This is a genomic window from Vibrio genomosp. F10 str. 9ZD137 (assembly GCF_049974785.1).
Classification (GTDB): domain Bacteria; phylum Pseudomonadota; class Gammaproteobacteria; order Enterobacterales; family Vibrionaceae; genus Vibrio.
Genome location: NZ_JBNGCJ010000023.1, coordinates 1 through 606 on the forward strand (window position 1 = coordinate 1; position 606 = coordinate 606).

A 606-nucleotide genomic window follows, 5' to 3' on the forward strand; every position below is an offset into this window, starting at 1 on the left:
TGTTTATGGCACAATGGTTTAGGTTAGGTGGCAATGTTGCTCACTACTTAACGCAGCGTTAGGCTTCAAGGAGGAATCAGTGGGAGTTAATCTAAGGAAAGCAGTCCAAACGGACGCTCGGGAAATCGCACAAATTCACGTGAACTCGTGGAAGTCTGCATTCGATGGGCTTATGCCTGCTGATTATATTAATGGCTTTACCGTTTCATTACGTGTAGATGAATGGCAGAAAACAATAAGAAATAACACCGAGACTGTAGTTGTCGCTGAAAGAGGCAACAAGGTTGTTGGGTTCATGTCTTATTTTGCTTCCCCGGAGGGAGCAGAAATTATAGAACTAAGCAAACTCTACTTATGTCCTAGTGTCTATGGTCAACGACTTGGTAGCAGATTTCTAACTCATTTAGAGCAAGAGTCCCAAGCTCTAGGCACAAAAACGATCAAGTTATATGTGCTCGACAACAATGAAGCAGCAATTCAGTTTTATTCTAAACATGGCTTTGAATTCGCCGATGGTTTTATGTCTGAGGAATTTGAAGGTTCAGTTATTGTTGATCTATTAATGGTCAAGCGAGTTTAAGCCTAACAAGCAATTTAAGAGGGATT

Annotated in this window: 1 protein-coding gene; it reads left to right on the forward strand. The window is 41.1% G+C overall.

The window, feature by feature from the left end; genetic code table 11:
* Window positions 1-79: 79 nt before the first annotated feature.
* On the forward strand, window positions 80-580 hold the full coding sequence (locus ACP45E_RS00325; protein ID WP_017038466.1) for a GNAT family N-acetyltransferase: 501 nt from the start codon (window positions 80-82) through the stop codon (window positions 578-580).
* Window positions 581-606: the final 26 nt, after the last annotated feature.